Source organism: Nocardia gamkensis NBRC 108242, from assembly GCF_001612985.1.
GTDB classification, from domain to species: Bacteria; Actinomycetota; Actinomycetes; order Mycobacteriales; family Mycobacteriaceae; genus Nocardia; species Nocardia gamkensis.
This window is the reverse complement of record NZ_BDBM01000002.1, coordinates 140,360-165,174: the sequence shown is the minus strand read 5'-3', so window position 1 is coordinate 165,174 and position 24,815 is coordinate 140,360. Positions and strand designations below refer to the sequence as shown.

Sequence of the window (24,815 nt, the reverse complement as noted above, 5' to 3'; positions counted from 1 at the left end):
CCACCTTCGGGAAGAGACGCCACGGGTGCCGGAGCTGCTCCGGGAGGACAATGTCTTCTCTCGGTGTCGTTGATGCAGGTGAAGGGTTTGCCGGGATATGGGTCGGTCGTTGCGGGTGGATACCGACCTGCTGCGAGCGCTGACCCCGGAACTCGCCGCGATCGCCGACGTGGCGCAGGAGGAACTCGCGCGCCTGAAGCAGAGGCTCGCCGCCGAGGGAAAGTGCTGGGGCGACGACGAGCCGGGCCGGATCTTCGGCGACAGCTACGAGCCCGCGGCCGACAAGGGAATCACCGGCTTCGAGAACCTGGTCCACAATCTGCGCGGAATGAGCGGCAGCGTCGCGGACGCCGGCGAAGTCCTGCGGGACCAGGACCAGAACCTCGGCTCCCAACTTCGCGATCAGGATCCGTTCGCCGCGCGGCCGGTCGGCAGCGCTCCGTTCGACCAGCCGCAATGGCGGAGCCCGGCTCCCTATCAACCCGTCTCCGCGCCGAATGCCGCCGAGCCGAACTCCGCTCTCGACTCCCCCTCGCCCAACCCGCCCTACGACTCCACCCCTCCGCCCTACGACTCCACCGCTCCGGCGTACAACCCCACCGCTGCGGCAAACGACCCCACCGCCGCGCAGGGAACCGAGCAACCCGGCTACCAACCGACCGCGGATCCGACCGTGCCCGGCGCGAGCCCCGGCGAATACGGCTCAATCGGCGGACCCGACTCACCCGAGCAGGAGCCGTTACCCAACTCCACCCCGACGCCTTCGGTTCCGGACCGAGCGACGCCGATCGCGCGAGGCGCCGCGCCGGCCGCGCGAACCCCGGCGTCCCCCGCCACTGCCACGCCGCCCGCCACCGGCTCACCCGCTGCGGCGGCGACATCCAAACCCGGCGCACCGCAACCGGGGCCCGTCCAGCGAACACCGGAAGGCCGATGGACGAGGCCGCCCGATTCGCCGTGGATGCGAAACGCACCCGGCACGCCGTGGTCGCGAAACGCCGGTAATCCATCACCGGGCCAGGCCTACCCGCCGCGCCGGAAGGGTCCCCGGCCCGACGCGGCCCAACCCGGGAAAACCGGCAAGGACGCGAGACGGCGCAAGCCGAAACCGGCCCCGGCGGAAGCGAAGCGCTCCCGGATACGGACGGATCCGGACGCGGTGACCGCCGCGCAGGAGCTCGCCGCTCGCCATGGGCTCCGGATAGCCGGATTCGACACCTCCGGAATATCCAGACGTACGGTCGACGAAATCGCGGCGGCCGTCGACGGCATCCTCGGCAAACACCCCTACATCGAGCTGGCCGGGATAGAGATCACCGACCTACCGGACGGTGCGGTGTCGCGTGTGACGTCGGCTCGCGCGACGCAGGAGGCGGAGGGTCCGGTCACCGGTGAGCGGATCCTGCTCGACCGTGTCACGGCGGCCAGTCAGGCGCTGCTCGAAGAGAAAGTCGAGACCGCGATTCGATCGGGCGAGCGGGTAGCCGGATCCGGTGAGCGGCCGATGTATTCGACCATCGTGCACGACCTCGGCCGGATTCTCGAAGCGGGTGCGGGGCCCCGGGTCCGGCAGTCCGCGCATCGGTCGTTGCTCATGGAGTACCAGCGCATCAGCGGGCCGTGGGACCGCGGTGACACACTCGCCGCGATCGTCCGCGGTTACCGGCAATGGCGTGCCCAACTGATCCGAGCGTGCTTCTCCGGCGACCGCTTCGACCCCCGAGCGGCGGTGGTCGAAGGGTTCACCGAAGTCGAACTGCGCGGCGAGGGCGCCTGCGGACCGGCAAAAGTACTGCACAGACTGGTCGTCGAGCACGCGCGCGGACGATCGAGCGCCTGATGGTGCAGATTCCCGACTATTTCCCCGACTGGCTGACCGCGATGGTGCTGGGACACTTTCCGGAGGGGGATCCCGAGGCGATGCGGCGCAGCGCCGACACCTGGTCGGACGCTGCGAACGGGCTCGTCCTGGTGCTGCATCGGCTCCAGCCGGTGGTGGAGCAGCTGGAGAAGGCGGTCGAGGGCGAGACCGGTACGGAAGTACAGAAGCAATACCGCAAGATCATCGACCAGATCCGGGCGCAGATCGAGTTCAACAACGCCATGGCGCGGCAGTTGTACGACAACGCCACAGCCATCGAGTACCAGCAGTACGTCCTCATCGGGATCGCGGGAGCGCTGCTGGCGCAGGTGATCATCGATATGGCGATGCCGCCACCCGGCAGCATCGTGAAGGCGATCGCCGATCGCGCCGAGGCCCGGGCGGGGATGGAACTCGCCCAGCGCGACTTGGTGCTGACCATGCTGACACGCGCCGCGCGGTTCGTCTCCGAACACCCACGACTCGTGCTGGCTTCGAAAGGCGTGTTCTTCGGGACGGCGATCGGTGGTGGGGTTCCCTATGTCGCCCAGCGTGTGCAGATCGCCCAAGGCCACCGGAAGGCGGTGGATTGGCAGCAGGTCAGGATCGGAGCGGCAGCAGGCGCGGTCGGCGGATTGGTCGGTGTCGAGGTCGGTCGTCGTGTCGCGCCCGCGGCGATGCGAGCGGGCGGCCGGGTGCTCGGCACCGTCGCCGCGGGCGGCGTGGGCGGTATGGCCGGTGGTCTCGCGGGCGGCCTGACCGCATTCGCTCTGACGAAGGGCGAACTGCGCGGCAAGGACCTGGCCACCATGGTGTGGACCGGGTTCGGCACGGGACTGGTCGGGTCGCTCGGGGCGTCGGTGCGGGCCGCGCGTGCCGGGGCATATACCGGTGTACCCGAACCGGTGGCATCCGCGGATTCGGGTCCACCCTCCGACGCCGCGCCATCGGTGCGGATTTCCGCGCCTGGGGACGGTCAGCCTCCCCAGACGCAATCGGCGACTCCTGAACCTGTTTCCACCACCAGTGAGGTGGACGCGCCGCAAGCGAGGCGCCCCGGGCCCGAGTCCGGTGATGGTTCCATGGACCGGCCGGACGACCTGACCCCCGAGATGATGGCGGAGGGCGATCAGATCCTCCGCGATATGGTCGACGACGCCCTCGCCCGAATAATGGGGGGCGACGGCCCTGGACAGCTGCCGGACGGCAGCGGCGGAACGACACCCGGCATCGCGCCCGACTACCCGTCGGGAGGGTCGTCACACCCATCCCGTGGCGGCGGCACCGGTTGGCCCGCGTGGGACACCGCTCAGCCCGCACGGGGCGGCGTGGCGGTGGCCGCACATCCCGAAGGCGGTCCGGTCACACCACTGCCTGCCCGCCAGTTCCAGATCAGCGATCCTCAGGTGCGTCCGGACCAGCAGGGGATCAATGTGATCACCGAAGGCGCGGTCACCCAACCCGACATCGCGCCGGGCACCGAAGTCCTGTTCGACGACGGCAGCAGTGCTTACGCGCCCATCGCGATCGAACACGGCCCCGCCGGGGAAATGTACTTGCTCGCACCGGAACAGACGGCGGGCCAGGACATGACAGGCCCGCGACCGTCCGGTGAATCGCTGGACCAGGGGGCTACCACCCACGAGGCACATCCCGTTCACAAAGTCGATTTCGACGCGGAGATCGCCACGCTGGAAGCGGAACTGGCACAGACTTCCCCACCGGCGACTGCGGATACCACCGCACCCTCGGTGGAAGCGCCGATGCAAGCGGTGGACGCCCCACCGTCGCCTGCGACTCATACCGCAACGGACGACCTCGTCGCGGGCCACGCGCAATCGATTCCCGATTCCGCACCTGCGGTGTCCGCCGGGACCGATACGCCGATTCCCGGCGCACAGTCCAGTGCGGCGATACCGAAGGCCGACCCAGCGCAGGCGGGATATGCCTCCGCCACGGCGGAGCCGCGAAACCCCGTCGTCCCTTCGAACGTCACGAACTCGGCAACCCCGTCAGCGGCCGCCCCGACGGCGGCAGGCAGCACCTCGCACACCGGCGGAGCGAAGCCACCCCTGGGCCCCACACCGCCCAGCGGCTCCCAAAGCACCGGACCGCTGGCGAGCCCCACACCGGGTGCCCATACGAATGCGCCGATAACCTCGGCTTCGGCCACGCCCCAGACTTCTTCGACGCCACCTCCCCCCATCGCCGCAGCCGTCCGGTCGGGCACCGACGACGAACCCGACGCCGACCCAGAAGAGTTCCCCACCCCGCCGGGAACCGTCGTGGACGATCCCCGAGAGCACAACGTCCAGAAAGACCCGCGGGAGCACAGCGTCCAACAAGACCCCCGGGACCACAACGTCCAGAAGAAGCCCGCCGGGGATTACGTAACCATCCCCGGCGTCTCCTACCCGTTGGAGGACGAACCACCGGCTGATGCCATCCCGGTCATTCCGCACACTCCCGTTTTGACTCCCCTGCCCAACAATTCCGTCGGTTTGGGCCGCGCCTTCCAGAATCCTGACGACTCGGGAAACACCCCCTACCCCACGTCACCACGGCCACCCGACATCACCAATCCTCTGTCGGACCGCCATTCGGCCGCACCGGCAACCGATCTGGACGCCGGTCTCGGCAAAACGCCCGACTCACTGGCGATGCCGTCCCGGTATGCGACCGAACCGAACTCCGAAACCCCAGGCGCTCCGCAAAAACCTGCGGCCCCCCACCTGAACCCGCATTCCCTCGAATACAGCGAGGACCCCAGCCGCCTTCCCGCCATAGGCGGAGTCCCACACCTCTCACCCGCCCCGCAACCGAAGAAGAGGGAAGGTAAGCGCCTGGTCACCCGGATGGGTGCCGAGCCGGAGGACAAACCCAAACGCCGCAAAAAACAACCGCCGCCCCCACCTCCGCCACCGCCGGAAGACGCGACCAGGACGCCTATCTCGGTGCCGACGCCGGGCGTGCGGTCCGATGCGAAGAATTCCGACAACCGTTCCAGTCCGCTACGCGACCCGAACCAGCAGAGGCAGGCCACGACCCACGGAACCGACGGCCCTCCTCGCGACTTCACTCGCATAAGGGATGGGATCACCGCCGCCTATCGGCAAACCGAGGGTGCGGGGGAGCTTCACCCGGTGAGCCAGGCACTGGCCCGGATGGAGTTACTTGATCTGGCCATTCTCAGCAAGTTGAGTCCGCTGGTGCGCAGGCGAGTCATCGATGTCGTATCCGCGGTCGGGAAGGGCCAAGAGCTCTCACCCTTGCAGGGCGACGCGATCAAGGCATTCGTCCGTTTGCTGCCGATGGAGCCGCTCGACAGCACCGGCACGCTGACAGACCTCGAGCTGACCGAACTCCGGCTGGTCGCGGAGGACAAATCACTCCGGGAAATCGGCGTGTTGATCGGGTTGAGGGAAACCACGGTCCGGGCCCACCTCGTCCGCATCGAACGCAAACTCGGCGCAGAGGACCGGGTAACGGCGGTAGTGGCGGCGATCCGCAAAAACATTCTGCCGCAAACGCTCGACGAGCCCGCGGATCGAACCCGCCCGCCCTTGCCCGGCCTGAACCCGCGCGAGACCGAGGTCCTCGCTCTGGTCGCGGAAGGCAAATCGAGCCCCGAGATCGCCACGCAGTTGGACATTTCCGTGGCGGCGGTGGATTCTCTCGTGGAGCGCGCCGGTGAGAAGCTCGGCTCACCCACCCGGGCGGGGATGGTTGCCGTGGCCGTCAGCGCGGACGTCCTTCCTCGCACCACACAGGCAGGCGATTCCGGCCAGGCTCTTCCTGAGCTCACCCAACGCGAGATCGAGGTGCTGACCCTCATCGCGAAAGGCAAGACCAGCGCCGAGATAGCCGTCGATCTCGCACTGACCCCGCAGACTGTGGAGTCCTACGCGTCGCGGATCAATCGAAAACTCGGAGTAGGCACCCGAGCCGGGTCGGTGGCGATCGTCATCCGCACCGGCATCATTCCCCCGATCGATGCGACCGCGTCGGATGGCGCCGCCCGGCCCGAACTGACGCCCCGTGAACGAGAAGTGCTCGGCCTGGTCGCGAAAGGCGAGAACGACAACGAGATAGCCGCCGCGCTGGGCCTTACCCGGCAGAGCGTGAAAACGTACGTCTTCAATATCAACCAGAAGTTCGGTACCCACCATCGTGCGGGGATGGCGGCCTTCGCACTACGCACAGGCAACCTTCCGCTGATGGATGCTGCCCCGGTCACCGGCGCCGAGAAGACGGGAAGTGGCGGCGGTTCCCCGAGTGGACGACGGCCGAGTCGACCGCATGGCGCAGTCGACAGCCCTTTCCAGGAAACCGGCAACCCGAGGTTCGTACCGACGGACGTCGCCCCGTCGAGCCGTCCCAAGCAGCCGGGAGGCGGTGGGCAGTCTCCTGGACCAGTGGTGTCCTTCCAGGACACCGATCCGTTCGCATCCGATCGTCCCGCCCGCAAGCGGCACCGGACATTGACGGGCATCCTCGGACCTGACGGACTCGATTGGGGCGTAGTCAACTACAAGAATCCTGTCACCGGGCAGCTCTCGGGTATGGACGAACCCGAGGAGCCCCCGAACCACTCACACGCGAACAGCGACGAAACCGCGCCCTCGACCGACACCAACGACGACCCGGTCGAGTCCGCCCCCCGGCAGCACTCCGCCGGGCGCCCAATCGGCAACCCGGATCACCTTCCGACCGCGACCCGCGCCGCACCGAGCAAACCGCGGTACGAGACGGCGGAGCCGGGTTTTCCGCCCGATTCCGACGACCACTGGATGAAACCGATCGAGGTCGTGATCCTCGATACCGATGAAAACGACCTGTTCATCGGGCCGGACGGGGAACCCTACAACACCCGAGCCCGCGCAGGGGACACTTTTCTGCTCACCGACACCGGTAAATGGGTCACCACTCGCACCGTATCGGGAGAGCATCCACATCTGTACAATTCATACCTCCGGACCAAAGGTGATGATCCTCGCGGAAAGAGCGTTTTCTCCGGCTTCGGATACTGGATCATCATCAATGGGCGGCCGACACTGGTGGGCCCACTCAGTGGATTGTTCCTGGCCGCTTCGAGGCAGCCCAAGTATCTAGCACAACTTTGGTTCGCATTGAGTCAGCACGTGGACATCTCGACGATCCACTTCAAGCACCTCACAGAGATCCAGGGCCGGCTCTGGTGGGATGCGCCAGAAACGCAAGGAGAATATTCCGCATCCGAAATAGTTCCGGGTGCTGGTTTCATCGGATCTCGCAACGGCCTGGAGCGCCGTATCTCCGCACTCATCCCGGGCGCCGGAGACGATTTCTGGGTGGAAGTCGCAGGCGTGCACATCCCGGCGAACGGCGGTCTGCGGGTCGACATCACGCTCAATCCGGTCCGCGGCGAACCGGGTCTGGTCACCCTGGAAAAGACCGCGGCTGCCGATACCGCGACCGCATGGTTGCGCAATTTCGATCCAGGGCCCGAGCCGCACCGGACCTATCCGATCCTGCAAGCGTTGTACGACAAATTGTCACCTTGGCTCGCCCAGTCGCACTTCTCGTGGGCTCCTGGTACCGAGCAGGTGCTCACCCCCGGCTCACCGACTCACGCCGTTCACGCCGCCGAACAGAGCGTTCGAGGGACTGTCGTAGTGCGGGAAATCGGAGGGCTCCCCGGCGAGAACCGGACGTCGGTGGGCGGTCTGGTCACCGCGGTGGCTTCGGAAAGCGGTCCGGACCGCCTGGTACTCCCAGCGGTCGAAGCACGCGGACCGGCACACGCGGCATTGGCGAAGACGGTCGGGAGTCCATGGCTGATCAGCGTCGAAACCGAGGGATGCGCAGCGCAGTGCAATATCCGGTGGCGAATCCACGATGACGGGCGTCTGCACGGGTTCGTTTCCTTCGAGGACCCGGATGTGGAAAATCCCCACTTCGACAAAGTACGCGCGTTGATCGACGCCGCCCTGCTGGATCGGTTCCCCGACCGGGTGATCGATCTCGTCGAAGATTTCGACGGCAAGATTCCGGCGGTGCAGCGCGACCTCGGAGCGAAGGCCGCGCCGCAGCACCCCCGGGCTTTGGGTGCGCCGACGCCCTGGAGCAGCCAGAAGCCGTCGACCCGCTCCTCCACCCCGGCGGATTCTCCTCGCCGACGGAAGACACCTTGGCAGCGGACCGATGGTGAGCCGTCCACCGGGAAGCGGACCGCGGCGTCCGAGAGAGTGGACCAAGAACGCCGACCCGCCAGTGCTCCGCGCACCGGTCTGATCGGGGGCGTCCCCGATCTCGTAAACCCCTTCGACGACCGCGGCCCAGCCTGGGAACGGGGAGGCCGCGTCCCAAGACACAAGCGCATAGAAAGGCTCGCCGAAGCCCACGCAGACGGCGGCGGTTTCGCCCGCGGCGGACGACCCGAACCGAAGCACACCGCGGATCCGGACGAGCCAGGACAGCTGGGTGGCCACGAGCCGTCCGGCAAGCCCGAGACGCAAGCCCATGATTCGGCCGAGAACGAGCCCACGGCTCCGAAGCCGTCCTCGGCTCCCGACTTCCGCGACGCCGAGTACGCAGATCTTCGTGCCTGGGCCGCCGGGCTTTCCGACGAGGACGCGAGCAACCTGCTCGATCGCCTGCACGCCGATGCAACCGCCCATCTGGACGCGCTCGAGCGCGGCACGCCTCCCTCGGGATCGGAGGTGGTGGCAACCGCTCGGGCATTGAGCATCGTGATGTGGGAGCAGAGCCACCGGCTCAGGGCGGAAACGCACTCGGGGCCGATCCACGACTACGCGACTCTGTTCGCCGTCAGTCGGCAGCTGGCCGCCCAGCTACCGACTGTCCGTGAGCTGTACGCGGCGGCGAACACCGTGTTCACCGTGGCCGGAGCATTGGCGCTCGACGCGGCCGGCACAGCTGAAGCGCACAGGTCCACCGTGGTCCAGGACTTCGACTTCATGCACAGCCTGCCAGAGCATCTCGGCCGTTCGGTCGACAAGATCGAACGATCCTTCGGTTCCGTCCCGTGGTCCGCGGAGTCGTCATTCACGCCGCGGAGTGCCGCGGATCCGGAGCACCGCGGACGCACCACCGCCGCGATCGACCAGGTGCAGGGCCTGCTGCTGCATTTCGAAACGGTACAACAAACCAGCGGAACCGACTGGTCGGAGTTCGTCGACGAGTACCTGACGTCGAGGTCCGAGATCGGATTCGATCCCGAACTCACTCGCTCCATGGCGTCGCTGTCCGCGGAAGCGGAAGCTTTCGCTCGTGCTCGAACCGGATCCGAGCCGGATTTCGCCGTCGCCGCGGCACCCTATCTGGCTGATCTGACCGCAGTGGCCACCCATTATCTGACTCGATCCCGCGATACCGGACTGGCGCTCGACCTGCTGAGCGAGGCCCGTCGTGCCTTCACCGCCATCGCCGAGCGGTTGCCCCACTGGGAACCGGCGCAGCACGCCGCCCGAACTATGACACTGCTGCGGGGAACCATCACCGCTGCCCATCCGGAGCTGCCCACTCACGAGCACTCGAGGATGATGCGCAGTTGGGCGCTGATCTGGCTCGCCGAGCCGACCGGCTTCTCCCAGTCGCTCGACCAGACGTTGCAAGAGCTCCGCCGTTTGGGCACCTCGAGCACTACCGTGAACGCCCCGGACCTTCCCTTTGATGACAATCGGCCCCCTCGCATGATGTCCGCCTCGGAATTCGCCGCGCAGCTGGCCGAGGCCGAACGCTCCGGTCCCCCGCTGCGGACCGCACCCGCGCACATGTTCACCCAGAACAGTGTGACCGAATTGCTCACCTACCCCAACGGTTTCCTTGCGGTCGAAAAGAGTGCGCTGTCACGAACCGCCCGGGCCGCCGAAATTCTGGCTTCCGCGGTTGGGCATGCCATGGATGCGCCTGTGCCGCCGGTTCTTCCGGTCGAGGGCGACGATCACGCCATACGGATGCCGTGGCTGCCCGGCATCACCGTGCCAGGAACGATGGAGGACCCCGGGGCCATCTCCGCTATGGAGGCTCTGCTCGGCCATCCGGACGCGGAACAACTGGGTCTGCTCGATGTGGCGATCAACAACTGGGATCGGCAGAGCAATTGGATGCGCGACGGGGATCGCGTGTACGGCTACGACCACGCTTTCGCGTTTCGAGCTCCGGTGGATCCCACTTCGAGCCCCTTCTCACGGCGCTATGTCAGCGATGTAGTCGCCGACAGGGAAGAAGACCCGTACGTGTGGGTGTCCAACCACCGCAGCCGATCACAGCTCGACACGTATCGGCGCAACGTCGAGGCGCTACTGCCTTTGTTCGAGGAGTACGAATTTCCCGAATGGCACCCTGGCGTGGTCACACGGCTGCGCAGTGCCGCGGACCATGCCGACGATTCCGCGCCCGTCGACCAAGAGCATCCGGGAGCCGCGCCGGAAGCTGGAACCGACACACCCGACGCCCCGGCGACGCCCTCCGGTGTCTCCGACGTGGCCGGTGAGAGTAGGCCCGCCGAAGCTCACACGGACGGCGAAGCATTGACAGCGGTCAAGGCGGCGGCCGAGTCAGCTTTGGATGCGGCCGCCAATGGGGCCCACCATGAGCTTTATCGGCTGCGGCATACCATCCGGCAACTCGGCAACCCCGACTACGAACAGTATCTCGAATTCCGTTTTCTACAGGGTCTGACGGTCGCCGACGCGACGGCCGCGATCAGCGGCAATCGTTCGGCGGATGCCGCCAAGTCACTGCGGCACCGCGCCGTACACGCCCTCGCCAGGATGCTCCCGCTCACCCCGCCGGAGCTGCTCGAGGTGTTAGAGGCAGCAGTAACGAGGACGAGGCTGGCACAGGATGCCGAGCGGATCGGTTGGGAAAATGCGCTGACTCAGAGGTTGCGCGCGGTGATCCAGTCGGGTCAGCTGCACGAGGGTCGCTGGCTGCCCCAGGCTCCGGCGCTGGCCGAGCATCTGGGCATACCGTCGAAAACCCCCGTGGGCAATGCGTATCGGCAGCTCTCCGATGAGGGCTACCTGGTGATGAAGAAGGGGGTTGGAGCGACCACAGCGAGCCGCGACCGATGGCCGAGCGCAGCGGCGCCTCAGAACGCTGTGGTTACTCCTGACGAGTTGCTGGAGATCTTCACCGGCGAGTCGTCGATGAAGGAATTGGCACAGGCGGCGGGGGGTGATTGGCGTGTCGCCGTCATGTCCGCGTTGCGCCGATCGATCCTTTCCGGCCGGCTCTCCCCGGGTCGGTTACTGCCCACCCCTGCGGAACTCGGTATTCATCTGAATATGTCGAAAAGCTCCGTGGAGAGGATGTATCGACAGTTGAGCACTGAGGGCTACGTGGTCGGCAAGTTCGGGGTGGGCACCACGGTGGTAGGTCGGCGCGTGGCTGATGACGCGCAGGTCGGCGAGGCGGCCGCACCCTCCACCCTCCGTCCGAACAAGGCGACTCCGCCGTCCGCGCCGATAACACCGCACCGACGTCATGGCCTGTCCGATCTCGACATCGAAGTCCTCGAACTGACTGCCAAGGGCCTCTCTGCGAGAGAGATCGCACAAGCCGCCGATATCACCCGGAAGAAGGTGAAATACAGCTTCGAACGCATTCGGGTCAAGCTCGGCGTCATCGGCGACCGAGCGGAGATCGTGGCGGTCGCCAGGCAAAGACGAATCATCGGTACCGACGATCATCCCGAACAGCGCACAACGACGGAACCTCCGGTCACGGACAACCGACCGGCTTCAGAGACCCATGAGAGCCGGACGCCGACATCCGAGGAGGAGCCGACCGCGCACGACCGCCCCGCATCACAGCGCGCTTCGAGGCAGGTTGGCCTGATCGGGCACGCGAGCGTTCCTACCTGGGATGACGTAGGCGGGGCCGGCGCACTCTCGGACGGTAGCCCCTCGGCTCACGAAACACCGCGCCAAATGCGCAAACGGCTGCGCGAACTCGGCGAACTCCACATAGATGGGGGTGGTTGGGTCTCCGGAGGAGGGCAACGCCGGCACTCCCGGATGGATCCGGACGAGGCCGCCGTTGCCGCGGTACGAGATCTGCCGGTGGATCGAGGAGATCTGAATCCGGATCTGACCGTGGAATTCGTTCCGCTGTACGCACCCGATGGTCTGCGCACCGAGGAGGATTTGGAGGCGGTCGCGATGGCCGTCGCCGACATGATGCGCGAGCGCGGCTGGCGAGATCGGAGTCAGATCGAAGCCGCAACCGAGTTGGTGCGTGGCGCGGGGCGCAACGCGATGACGTACATGGAGCGCTACACCCGCTCACTGCAACGGCGCGGCGTCGAGTGGTACGAGGAACAGACGGCCGTGCAGGACATGAAGGCGCGGCTCACACTGCGGATATCCACGCAGGCCGATGCCCGATCGCTCTACGTGTCGTTCGACGTCGACCAATACCGTCCCCAGCGATCTCCCGACATCGAGATGTTCACGTGGCATGCGCCGCTGTTCAGCCACGCCGAGATCGGAGCAGAGGTGCGGGAATTGCTCGACCTCGCCACCGTGTCGGGTGTCGAGCAATGGGGTGAGGTGTGGGCTCGGTTCGACGAGCCGCGGACGGAACCGAGCGGCGACAGCGTCGTCGATCCGCCGCCCCGGGGAGCTCTCGAAGCGAAAGCGCGCATCGTTCGAAAACTGCACGACGATCACCGCATCCGCTTTCGGGGTTGGAAGGATTCGGTCGTTCCGGTGCGAGCCGTCGAATCCGTCGACCGTGCGCTGCGAGACCTGATCGCGGAATACGGCGGCCGTTTCGCTCTGCGGTACTTCAGGTTCGACGACGAAATCGAGGGCTTCGGCCTGACCCAGAGCTTCGGCACCACCACTCCCGACGCCAAGGATTATTACGTCACTGTCACCCTCAACAGCAAGATCCTCACCGATCCGGAGTTCGCGCGAGCGTGGGCGGAACAGACCGCGGACCATCGTTGGGCGGAGTCGGCCGAGGACATGATCTACCAGCTGACGCATCATGAGTTCATCCACGTCGTGGCGGACGAGGGTAACTGGGTGCTCCATCACCTCGCACCGGCGATGTTGCGGGCGGCCTATGAGCTCTATCGTGAACTGGATCTGATCGCGGCCGATGTCGGGTACACCGAATGGCTTGCCCAGCTACCCCACTATTCCTTGTTGACGTTCACGGACCCCGTGACGAATACGTTCGACCCGGTCGAGGGGGTAGCCGAAGGGGCAAGGGCCGGTGCGGTCGAATCATCCTTGCCGCTGACCCATCCGGCGCGAGTGCTGCATTGGTTGACGGTGACACGTGACGGATCATCGCCGGCAGAGTTCTTGGCGCGATGGGCACAGCGACAAGCATCCGGCGATCCGGACATATCGCTGCTTTTGCAGGACTTCCGTGACGTCACCGGCCGCGATGACATCGCGATACCATCCCGTCTTCGCCCGGGGGATACGGCAGTGGATGTCCTGGCGGCCGCGACCGGTGGGCAGCCACAGCACTTCGCCGATGCCGCTGAGATCGAGGCCCGGTTACGGACGTGGGACGAGTCGTCGGGCAATCGAGGCGACGGTGTCTCGGCACTTGTCGTCCTGCCGGAACGAGACCCCTACCTGCTGGTGCGCCGCGCCTCCCCGGACGGGACGACGCGGATCGAGCTGCGAAGTCCGGTCGAGGGCGTGCTGCGGGCAAATCATGTGCCCTCCACCCGATCGCCGAGACCGTCCGGCGTGCAGGGGATATTCTTCGATGAGACCGGCGCGGCGATCACGGCGCCCCACGGCGCGGGATCGGAGCAAGAAGGCGACGAGTCCGCCGCCCGGGCGGAAACCGCCGCGATCGACCGTTCCGCACCGCACACGTACGCGGTCGAGGTCGAAAGTGGGCACGCTGACCCAGCCGTAGCGGCCGGTCTCGCCCCCGAGCGCTTCCGGCACGTCGCAGGCAGGCGCAGGTCTGGGATCATTCCCCCCGACGCCCATCTCGCATTCCACCACAACCCCGAAGACGGCCGGACCTGGGGCGAACGCGCACCTCGACCGGAAGCTCGACAAACTCCGAACCACTCGGAACCGGCCCGCGCGACCGACGCCGACGACAATCCGGCGGACAGCTCCGGTCCGTCTCCGGCGGAATCCGCTCCGGTGACGGCAGAACCGACGCCGATAGACAGCGACCAGTCGATCGGCATCGGCGATCACAATGCCGAACCCGACGCGGTGCCGGCGCTGGATCTTGTCCCGGTGACCAGTGAGCAGCTTATCGAACTGCTGGATAGCGGCCGGATCACCAGCGTGCAACTGACCCGGCTGTGTCTGCGACGCGCTGAAGCGCTTTCGGCACTGAATGCGGTGATCGGCATCAATCCCCGGGTCCTCGAGGAGGCTGCCCGCGCAGATGAACTCCGGCGGACCGGCGCCGCGCACGGCCCACTGTTGGGGGTGCCGGTCCTGATCAAAGGCAACATCGACATCGCGGGCATGCCGACCACCGCTGGCTCGGTGGCTCTCGCGGACTCGTACCCCGGCACGGACGCCACGCTGGTGACGCAGTTGCGCGAGGCGGGCGCGGTGATCCTCGGCCATGGCAATCTCACCGAGTTCGCGTTCTACCTGAGCAGCACCTTGCCTGGTGGGTACAGTTCGTACGGCGGCCAGACCCTCAATCCAATCGACGTGTCCCTGGTACCGGGGGGCTCCAGCTCAGGATCTGCCGTCGGTGTCGCGGCCGGGCTTGTGCCGCTCGCCATAGGCACCCAAACAGTAGGGTCGATTTCGGTTCCGGCCAATTGGAATTCGATTGTCGGATTCAAGCCCACTGTGGGTGCTGTGTCCCGCACTGGCGTCTTGCCCCTCGCCACCACCCGTGACACCCCAGGTGCGTTCAGTCCGGACGTCACCGGCGCCGCGGTGTTGTTGACGGCGCTCGTCGGCGTCGATCCGCAAGACCCTGCCACCGCGCACAATCCCTTGGCGGGCCATGATTTCACCGCGGATCTGAATCCGGAAGCTCTGCGCGGGGCCCGGATCGGCGTTATGACGGCAGGGATTCCATCAGAGGATGCCCCACAGCGCCCCTTGTGGGATGCGGCGTTGAATACGCTGGCGGCCCAGGGCGCCACCCTGATCACCGTCGACCTGGACAGCTCCCACAGCTTCCAGGACAACAACCCGGACTGGTCGAGTGTGTTCTCCTACGAATTCAAGCGCGACCTGAACGCCTACCTTTCGCGGCTGCCGGCCGACACCCCGATGAAGAACCTGGCCGACATCATCGCCTACAACAACGCCCACGCCGAAACCGCCTTGAAGTACGGCCAAGACCTCGCTCTCTCCGCAGAGGCGATGGACCTCGACGTGGACAGCGTCGACACGGCGAAATACCAGGCAGACGTTCAATTGGACATCGCCGAAAGCAAAACCCGGATCGACGCGGTGATGGCCGAGCACAACCTCACCGCATTGGTATCCGTCTACAACTACGGATCGGTGATAGGCGATAAGGCCGGATACCCCTGCATCCTCGTCCCGGCGGGCCGCACTCCGGCCGACCCCGACCATCCAGCCGGAGAGCATGTCAATGTGACCTTCCGAGCCGCGGCATGGAGCGAACCCACGCTGATCGGCTACGCCTACGCGTTCGAGCAAGCCCACGCGGTGCCCCGGCCGCGGCCCCGGTTCGCCGATCAGCTGTATCGCCGGGCGACAGCCGAGAACCGGCATTCACCCACGGCATCGAACCATCCGAAAGCCCCTGCTCAGCAGCACCATTCGACTGAACGGCAGACCAATCCGTTCGACTCGCATCGAGTATCGGGGACAGGTCCCGCCGGAATGGCCCTGGACATCCCCGAACGAAAAGCCCGGGACATAGGGACAGTGCCGCCCCCACGCGGGCGCTTCGACCCCGGCATGGTCCATGCTGTCGACCCTCGTCTCGGACCGGACGCCTGGGCGGTCGGTCGGCGTGGGCCCCAGCGACCGTCCGGTGCCCACGAACCAGCGGGAAACGCCTCGGGCAGCCGACCCGCCGCGCAACCGACGCCTCGCGGCGACGAGATCGAAACGACCGACCACCATGAGAACGAATCTCGCCCCGCAGGACAGCCAGGTGCTCGCGAGAACACCGGCGGCGGTATTCGCATAACTCCCGCCGGACTGATCGTGCCCGCCGACCCGACCAACAGCTTGATCGTGCCCGCCGCGCATGTGATGCCCGCCGATCCCTCTCTGGAAGAGCTCATGGAGCGGCTGAGTCCGTGGAAGGAGATCTTTTCCTACTTCTGGAAATTTCCGCTGCCTCGGGAAGGTGAGCCATCCGGCCGGGAATGGATCGAAAGCAGCGAGCGAAAAGCTTGGATGAGGCGGCGAGCGATTCGACGGGCACCGCTCTATGCGGGAGTCGACGCGGCCGTACGGTTGACGCTCGGAGCCGAGCGATTGCTGAAGGCCCCCAAGGCGACTCCTGGACCCGCGACGATCCAGCAACGACGGGTCATTCCGGGCCGTGGCGAGATCGATGCCGAGAAGAAGCGGACCATTCACGCCGACGCGGAGGTACGCGAGGCCAATCGCGCCGACGTGGAGGAGATGACGCCCTTCGAGAAGTTCTGGAGGAGAGTGTCCGGGGACGAGCTGCCCCAGACCAAGCAGATTCGCCAGGGAGAAATGGCCTACGTCGGGGGCCGCCTGCTACGCGCCGAGGGACACAACCTCATGGTGGCGGGCCGTTATGCCGAGGGCTACAACCTCATGGTGGCGGGACGCGATCCCGTCCTCACGCCCGAGGAGTACGCGTTGTGGCTGATGTTCAGCCACGACGCACTGTGGACCGTGCACTATCCCGGCTGCCGGGAACTGGAACCGCAATCCCCCGACTTCCTGCTCACGCGCTACCTGACGGTCGCCATCTTCGACAAGATCGCCTCCAAACCGCTCGAGGTGCAGTACTTGGATGATGTAGTCCGTCCGTACTTGCGCCGTCAGGGTGTAGCAGCCGGCCGGGTATTGCTCCATGAACTTTCCCATCACCTGCCGAATTCATGCCGCTCCACAATGGAGCAGCTCGGCGTGTGGGCACTCAGAGGCCTGGGCCGAAAGGTAGGGGCCGAGGTCGAAGAGCACTTGGACAACTGTGCGGCCTGCCGGAACTCCGCTTCGACTCTCCCCACGGTGGACAGCAGCCTGGGCGGCCGCAAGCTGCTTGTTCCGCCCGGCCCCGCCGGAGACGGCGCCACCCGACGCCCTCCCACAGCACCAGCGCAGGCTGCACCTGCGACTGGCACCCCCACGCCCCCACCAGAGGCTGGGACGCCAGCGGACCACGCCCGAGCCACCCCTGCGCAGCAGCTCGAGGAGCGCGTTGCGGTCGATCCGGCTGTGGTGCTGGATCTTCCCCCGCAACGTGCCCGTGGTCTCGATGGAGTCGGTTTCGATCCGCCGTCGGTAGTGGCGAATCACCTCGGCGGCGTGCCACGGGGTTTGCCCGAGGGCGTGGTGGCCCATGCCGCGAACGTGGGTGACCCGCATGGCGGCGCGTTCGGCGGTGGACGGAGCGAAGCCGAGCGAATCGCCAACGCTGCCCTGTCGACCTTCCGAGTCGAGGCCACATTCGACAACCTCCGGAATTGGGCCGAACGCCTCTCCGATGACGCTCTCCAGCACCTGTTGACCGGCTTCACCCACCGGGTCGCCGGACAGCTAGCGGCCATTCATCGCGGCGAACCGCCATCGGCGACCGACCATGTGATCAATCCGGCACGCCTGCTGAGCGCGATCGTGTCGGAAGCGGCCGGTCGCTTGGGCGACAGCGCTCCTACCACCACGCCGAGCACCTACCGCGAATTGTTCGCTCTCGGGTCCTGGCTGCGGACGAGCCGAAGCACCCTCGCCGACCTGAACGCCGGCATGACCGCAGTGCTCGACGCCGCGTTCGCTGTGTCCCGTACGGCCGTCGAGCACCGCTGGTCGGTGGGTGCGATGCACCACACGGTCCCGGCACATCTCCAGGAGCTGGCAAACCGTATCGAAGAAGCCGTGCGGCATCGCATCTGGCTCGAGGAGGATGCATTCTCGCCGGATGGCGCCCTCGATGCGGAACATGTGCGGCTTGCGGAGTCCGTCGTGCTGGACGACGTGCGCAGCCCGACGATCGCTCGAATGGTCGCGGAGTGGGCCTATGTCATGAACACGCGTCTACAGCTGCGATCCGGGGAGAACTTCTCGTCCAGGTACGCCACGATCTTCGAGTCGCTGCCCGTCCACGCCCTCGCGCTCGATCGGGCGCGAACCGGCTCCGACCGGCTGTTCGCCGCGACGGCCGCGACTGCCCTGCCGCATCTGCTCGACGCGGCGTTCTACCTGCTCCCCACGAGCAACTTCGCCTTGGGACTGGACTGCCTGCGTCAGGCCGACGACCTGCTGACCGAGGCCACCACGCGCTTCGCGAACCACATCGTCGTCTATTCGCTCCAGGACGCCGCCGACAACGTACACAAACTCTACGAAGACATCCTCGCCGCGGACTCGCGTCGATCGTCCGAAACCCGCGCGCGGCGCATTCACGAAACCCTGTCGGACTTTTTCGGCCTCGCATCGGAGTCCCCCTTCCACCGATCATTCCTCTGGGGCGTGCGGGCGCTGTGGGGACTGGGTAGCCAGAGTCCGGGGATCGAGTACGCGACTCGGGAGCACCGGCTCGACCCCGTCCTGCCGTGGGATTGGGATACCACCGATGACGAGCGTGCCCTCGTCGAAACCGCAGCGGACTTGCTGCACAACGTCCGGGGACCGGAGGCCGGCATTTCGTCATTGCTACGTCACAGCGGTTCCCCGGATCTGTTCGAGGACACCTTCGACAGCGTTTCGAAGAACATGCGATGGTGGAACAAACTCGGGAGATGGACCGGCGGGAACACACCGATCGGTTCCCTGCTGGCCGGGGCCACGGACTTTTCGGTGTCGCAGATGCAGTTGGCGGTGCTGAGACAGTATCCGCACATCATCGGAGCTGCCCCCGGCATCGAATACCGGGCGCGGGATCTGGCGAATCGGCTATCGCTCGCCCGCGACCTCGAATCCCCCGGAATCGCGCCCGAACGCCGGCATGAGCTGGCCACGCTGCGCGACCAGTTGGCAGAGGTCAGACATGCTGCTTTCGGGCTCGCCGTTCCCGGCTCGGGTCCGCCACCGGTGCTGCTGATCTCCTACGATCCCATCACCGAAGGAGGCACGGGCCGATGTGTCGTCTCGATCGGCGAAGCCGACAGCGCATCTTTCATCGCGTTCAACGTCCCCGGAGCCGACACACCTGTAACCGACCTGTCGCACTGGTCGGGTCACGCCTGCCAGCAGTTCGAGAAAGCGCAGCAGCACGCGCCCGGCGACGCCCGTGTGGCGATCATGTTCTCGGTCGGCTCACCGCGGGAAATCGATGCGCCGGCACCTTCGTCTCGAAGCCCGCGCGCAGCCGGTGCGGATCGACGTCGACGATGGGCGGGATGGCGAAGGCATCCTTCGCACACCGCTGAGCCGGACACCGTGGCAATGGAGAACGTCGTCGCGGCTCGAGACGTAGCCGGGGACAACGTGATGCGGGAACTCATCACCTATGACGCAACCCGCGAATTATCCCTCGACAGCAGCGACCAGAGTTGGTCTCGCAGGTCGCAGTTGTTCACTGTGATCGGCCACGGCGACGGTATCGGTGTGCTGCGCTCGGCCGCCGATACTCTGGGGATGGATCGAGCTGTGGACCAGATCGTTCTCGTTCCCGGCTCGGCCGACGACCGGCTCCTCACCGCCGATCAGCTCCATATCGGCACTGAAGATGTGTATACGCTGAACCCCCACCGCGACCGGGACGGCGACCCGAACACCATCGGGCTGATCATGGTCGGGCAAGGCGCCGATATCGAATCCGCGCCGGACGCCTCCAGCCGATCAGCCGCTCCGCTGATCGAGACCCCAACCACCGTCCGCGACGTGTCTCAGCTGCTCACCGCGCACGAGTACCGACCGCTCGGGGGCCGCCGGGGGTTCGCCATGAACCACGACGAGGGCCTGACGGTGTACCGAGCGGCTCAACCACTACTTCATGATGCGCTGTCGGGAACCTACAACACGACAGTCATCCTCGAGACCCTCGGCTTGGTCCTGCGCATTGGCCGGCCCGATACCGACAGCTACGATCCACGTTTCGGACCCGAGCACAGCACCCTCCCCGATATCTCTCGTTACGTCCGGAACGCGCCTCAACTGCTGAAAGTCATCACCGGCCGCATGCCGGACGGGCGCGTCGTCGACGAATCGACGCCGATTCTCATCGAAAGACTCGCGCGGGGAGACAATCTCGCCGAGACGTTCCGGCGGGCCGACCGGAGAACGATCCGATCCCATCAGGGCCTGATACTGCGAGCTTTCGCGAACATCCACGAGCAGCTGCGCGCGATGCCGGAGGACCATCCGCTGCTGGCGCGACTGACACCACCAGGCGTCGCAAGGGGCGACACCGGCGCCTGGTACCTGAGTCATATCGCTTGGTACACAGACAATTTCTATCGTCGGCACTACGACCGCTTCGGACAGCTGTTCGACGAGTTCGGCCTGCTGCGCGGAAATCCTTTCGAGCCACTCATCGATGAGGCCGGATCGATGCGGGAGTCCCGCCACCACATCCTGCATGCCGACCCGAATGAGGGAAACTTCCTCATCAGCAACGAACTACACGTGACACTGCTCGACTGGGAGCTCGCCGTCACCGGCCCGAGCGCCTACGACTGGGCCCGGTTGGGCCATCTCATTCCCGGCATCGAGGTGCCTCGTGAACTCGGTGGCCCCGACATGGTCAAATTCGCCCGGCTCGAGAAGTTCAAGCGGGTCATGAACGACACCGTCAAGCTGGCGCCGCTGGCTGCCGCCGGACAACTCACCCCCCAACTGATCGAATTCGTCAACAGCGAATTCAGTGAGGCTGTGATCCAGGTGCGTGAGCTGTCCGGTCACACCAAGCTACTGCCGCCGCGCGCGGAACTCGAGATTCTCCGCTCATGGCAACCGTGAGAGCATGCCGCACCCCGGCTATCTTCGACGTCCGCTGCCACCGCGGACGCGCATTGCTCACTCGGCGGAGTGCGGCGAGACCAGTGGCTCGACATCGATACGGAGGACGACTTGGCAGACGAACCCGGTGGGCTGACCGTCGAACACCCGCTCGCTCGTGCGCTGGCGGCACACGCGCCGACGGGGTGGCAGCGGGTGGACGCGGTGTTCGCTGTCACGGTGGTGGGTGAGATCGCCCATCTCGTGTATGTCGTTGGCGAACAGGCGATACCGGTAGACCCGCCGGAGCCGGTGCTCGCCATCGTCCGGGAGCACCGTGCGGTCTCGGCCGGCGGCGGCGCGGAACCCTGGTGGCGTCTGCTGCTGGCAATGACGAGTTCCGGCCGGATCGAAGTCGCCTACGACTACGGCGACGAGCCCTTCCCGGACGATCAGCTGTTCGTGCCGGAGGCGTACCGCGCCGACCTCGCGGCGTTTCCGCGCGCGAAGGTGCCCGTGTGGTTGGCCGCCTACATCGGTCATGGTGACCGGCAGCGGCGCACCCCGCAGCAGGCCGCCGCCCAGGCGCGCGCCGACCGGGCCGAACAGGTGTGGGCGGTGCTCGCGGAGAACGAGTTCCCGCCGTTCCCGCAGATGTGGTCGCGTTGGACGACGATCGCCGCGGCCTTCGTGGCGGTGCGGTCGGAATGGGGCCCACGGATGCTGCCCTGGGTAGGAGTGTTCGAAGGCACCGCACGCGGGGGATCGACATTGCACGCGCTCCCGGCCGGACGGGCCGTGTTGTCCGGTGGTGTATGGAACGCGCCGACCTTGGACGCGGCGTACAACGCGGGCGCACCGATGCCGGAGTTGTACGGCGGCGCGCCGGACTGGGTGGCCGACCCCGTCTTGAACCCGCGGGCGGCATCCGGCCTGCTGTCGTTCTGTTACTGGTGGGAAGCGGGGCGCTGGTACCGGGGGCAGTCACCGCCCGCACAGGAGTGCGCGGCTGCCGTGCCGGGCATGTGGACGCGGGAGACGGCGATCAAGATCGTGGCGGGTCTGCTCGCGGACAGCGCGGGAAGGGACGCGTCGGAGGCTATAGACGCGTTGTTGTCCGCGGCCGAGACAGGAAGGGTGACGCGATCGGCGCTGGTCGCCGTGTTCGCCGATGACGGCCGTTACGACATCGACGGCGCGCTCTACCAGTTCTCGGCGGCCGGACTGCTGTCCACCGTGCCCGAGCCGATGCCCGCCGCACAGGCGATCGGGCGGGTACGCGACTACATCACCGGACGGCAGCTGGACACCACCGGGTATCCGCTGTCGCAGCTGAGCGCCGAGCGCTTCCGCTTCGGCTGGATGGTGCACGTGCCCGCGAACGCAAAGGTCCGCCGTGCGGTCTTCTACGTCGCCGACGACGGCGAGTTCGCGCACTCGTCTTCGGCTGTCGATCGGGCGCAGTTCATCGCCGGGTTCGAGCAGCGCTTCCTCGATCGCCACGGCCCGGTGGCCTGACTGCCCCGGCGGATTCCTTTGCCAATAGTTCGCCGAGATGCTTATTCGATATTCTGAGCACTGTCGGTAGAAGTTGCTGTCCGCGCGGCGCGACACTCGGGTACCCAACGGCCGTTCGCCGCCCGGCACCCGAGCAGGAAGGTCGATCATGTCGCTGGAAGCCAACAAGGCGCTGGTCCGCCGGTTCTATCAGGAGATCGACGCGGGGAACGTCGACGCCATGGACGACCTCGTCGCGGAGGATTACCTCGACCACTCGCCGCCGCCGTTTCCCGGCCTCGCCACTGGCCGCGAGGGCCTCAAACAGGCCTTTCGCATGTTCTGGGACGCCACTCCCGGGAGGCACGTGATCGAGGATCAGCTCGCGGAAGGCGACCGGGTCGTGACACGACTCACCGCGTATGGCCGCCATACCGGGGACCTCCCAGGGATACCGGCGACCGGGAACGAATTGACGATGACCGGTACCGCGATCCATCGGATCGCGGACGGCAGGATCGCCGAGAAGTGGTCCGACAAGGACGTGCTCGGGTTCCTTCAGCAGCTCGGCGTATTACCCGCTGTGGGAGGACACTGACCGACGCGGCCCGAGCGCAGCGTTTCGAAACACGAAAATGGGGAAAGCCGCGTATCAGTACCAATCGGATACGCGGCTTTCCCGTCTGTGGGCGAAGGGGGACTTGAACCCCCACGTCCCGAAGGACACTGGCACCTGAAGCCAGCGCGTCTGCCATTCCGCCACTCGCCCGAGCGACTGGGAGACAGTATCACGGCCTCGCGCCGGATACGAAATCGCCATTTCAGAGGCCTGACCGGGGGGCTGGACAGGCCCGGGAACCCGCGGCCGTCGCCAAGAGTTACAGGTGTGGACGATCGTGGATATCATGCAATGAACGTGGTCGATTAACGACACGCCATACACGCGTGTCGTTGTTACGAATCAGGAAGAGACGCGCACCGAAGGGAGGCCTTGATGGGCATCGTTTCGCGATTCGAGCGTCGCCTGCAAGGCGCCGTCGGTGACGTGTTCGCCCGAGTCTTCGGCGGCAGTGTCGTACCCCAAGAGGTGGAGGCGGCGCTGCAACGCGAGGCCGCCGATCATGTCCAAGACGTGGGCGGAGGGCATCTGCTGGCACCCAACAGCTATGTGATCACGATCAACTCCTCCGATCACCAGCAGTTGGACGCCGACCACGACCTCACCACCCGCGCGTTCGCCAAACACCTGCAGGACTACATCCGCGAACAAGGCTGGCAGACCTACGGCGAAGTACACGTGGCGTTCGAGGCATCACCTACGCTGCACACCGGACAGTTCAGGGCGAGTGGCCGCGTCGATCCCGACGCCGGACACAGAGCCGGCGCGGCTCGCGGCCCCGAATCACCGCCACAACGACCTGCAAACCCGCAACCAGGAGCTGGCCCCATGACGCAGAACTCAGGCTACGACCCGAGCCGTGAGCCCGCGGAGTCCGATCCACGCAACCGCGGGTACGCTCCACCGCCTGCCGGTCGCGGCGGTGCGCAGAACGGCGCGTACCGCGACGACTACGGCCGCGGCGGCGCGTACGGGGCGGATTACCAGGCTCCGGACGCACAGCAGGGTTACGGCGATTACCAGAACGGCTACGACTACCCCCAGGGTGGCCAGGGCGGTCAGGGCTACGGCCAGCAGGGCTACGGCGAAGCCGGCTCCGGCTACGGCCAGCAAGCCGGCTACGGCGAACAAGCCGGCTACGGCGAATCGGGCTACGGCCAGCAGGGCGGCTACGCCGAACGCGGTTACGGCCAGCAAGGCTACGGCGACCAGGGCTACAGCCAGCAGGGCTACGCCGACCAAGCCTATGGCCAGCAGGGCTACAGCGAGGCCGGTTACGGCCAGCAGGGCTACGCCGAGCCGGGCTACGGCCAGCCAGGCTATGGTCAGCCCGGATACGGGCAGTCGGGATACACCGATCCGAGCTACGGCGATCAGAGCTACGCCGATCAAGGCGGCTACGGTCAGGACGACCAGGGCGGCTACGGTCAGGCGTACTCGCAGCAACCCGGATACGGCGCGCCGCAGGCTTACGCGGGCGGCCAGGGCTACGGCGCCGCGCCGCAGGCCGGTTCGGGCTACTCGGCGACCCTCCAGCTGGACGACGGCAGCGGCCGGACTTACCAGCTGCGGGAAGGCAGCAACATCATCGGCCGCGGCCAGGACGCGCACTTCCGCCTGCCCGACACCGGCGTGTCGCGCAGGCACATCGAGGTGCGCTGGGACGGACAGACCGCGATGTTGTCCGACCTCGGCTCCACCAACGGCACCCTGGTGAACGGCTCCCCCGTGCAGGACTGGCAGCTCGCCGACGGCGACGTCATCCGTGCCGGGCACTCCGAGATCCTGATCCGTATCGTCTGATCCC

General features: G+C 66.5%; 5 protein-coding genes and 1 tRNA gene. 5 read left to right on the top strand and 1 reads right to left on the bottom strand.

The features are described from left to right. Positions 1-97 precede the first annotated feature (97 nt). The 4 genes from NG1_RS00900 (at position 98) to NG1_RS00885 (ending at position 22,987) form a co-directional block, all read left to right on the top strand. Positions 98-1,840, top strand: coding sequence for a WXG100 family type VII secretion target (locus NG1_RS00900; RefSeq protein ID WP_062966966.1), 1,743 nt, complete (start codon positions 98-100; stop codon positions 1,838-1,840). Beyond that, positions 1,840-20,913, top strand: coding sequence for an amidase family protein (locus tag NG1_RS00895; RefSeq protein WP_062966964.1), 19,074 nt, complete (start codon positions 1,840-1,842; stop codon positions 20,911-20,913). Before NG1_RS00900 ends, NG1_RS00895 begins: the two co-directional genes overlap by 1 nt. A gap of 111 nt (positions 20,914-21,024) precedes the next feature. Further along, positions 21,025-22,410: a hypothetical protein gene (locus NG1_RS00890; RefSeq protein WP_062967204.1), complete on the top strand. Its 1,386-nt coding sequence runs from the start codon at positions 21,025-21,027 to the stop codon at positions 22,408-22,410. 148 nt (positions 22,411-22,558) lie between these two features. After that, complete coding sequence (locus NG1_RS00885; protein WP_062966962.1) at positions 22,559-22,987, top strand: ester cyclase; 429 nt, start codon at positions 22,559-22,561, stop codon at positions 22,985-22,987. 88 nt (positions 22,988-23,075) lie between these two features. On the opposite strand, the gene NG1_RS00880 is transcribed toward NG1_RS00885, so the two are convergent. After that, positions 23,076-23,158 (bottom strand) — tRNA-Leu (locus NG1_RS00880). 225 nt (positions 23,159-23,383) lie between these two features. Here NG1_RS00880 and NG1_RS00875 point away from each other — a divergent pair. After that, positions 23,384-24,811 (top strand): FHA domain-containing protein, encoded by a 1,428-nt coding sequence (locus tag NG1_RS00875; RefSeq protein ID WP_062966960.1) that lies wholly within the window; start codon positions 23,384-23,386, stop codon positions 24,809-24,811. Positions 24,812-24,815: the final 4 nt, after the last annotated feature.

What these genes read in the sequence shown, in the direction of transcription:
- NG1_RS00900 (WP_062966966.1), top strand. Translation starts at nt 98, where the DNA reads ATGGGTCGGTCGTTGCGGGTGGATACCGACCTGCTGCGAGCGCTGACC.
- NG1_RS00895 (WP_062966964.1), top strand. Translation starts at nt 1,840, where the DNA reads ATGGTGCAGATTCCCGACTATTTCCCCGACTGGCTGACCGCGATGGTG.
- NG1_RS00885 (WP_062966962.1), top strand. Translation starts at nt 22,559, where the DNA reads ATGTCGCTGGAAGCCAACAAGGCGCTGGTCCGCCGGTTCTATCAGGAG.
- NG1_RS00875 (WP_062966960.1), top strand. Translation starts at nt 23,384, where the DNA reads ATGGGCATCGTTTCGCGATTCGAGCGTCGCCTGCAAGGCGCCGTCGGT.